Annotated in this window: 1 protein-coding gene; it reads left to right on the top strand. The window is 56.3% G+C overall.

The window, feature by feature from the left end; genetic code table 11:
- On the top strand, nt 1-311 hold a 311-nt coding region (locus KVT28_RS24795), incomplete at both ends, for an ABC transporter substrate-binding protein (RefSeq protein WP_254633655.1).

The raw sequence follows: 311 nt of genomic DNA, 5'->3' as shown, positions 1-311 counted from the left end.
TCGCTTCCTGCCGGAATCTTCGGGGCGCACCGGCGCGCTGCTTTCTGGTCAGGTTGGTGCCATTGCAGGCATTTCCGGTAACGATGCCGGTGAGTTCAAAGACAATCCCCACTTTACCTATCAGCATGCGTTGAACACCGGTACGCCATATTCTCTGTTCCTCAACGTGGAATATGGCCCGACCAAGGATGTGAAAGTGCGTCAGGCATTACTAAAAGGGTTGGATATCGATCCGCTGCTGAAGTCGGTGTATCGCGGCGGACGCACCCGCGCGTGGGGCATCACGTCACCCATCGACCCGCTTTACAACA

Source organism: Pantoea sp. GbtcB22, assembly GCF_019091025.1.
GTDB classification, from domain to species: domain Bacteria; phylum Pseudomonadota; class Gammaproteobacteria; order Enterobacterales; family Enterobacteriaceae; genus Pantoea; species Pantoea leporis.
This window is presented reverse-complemented; position numbering and strand designations above follow the sequence as displayed.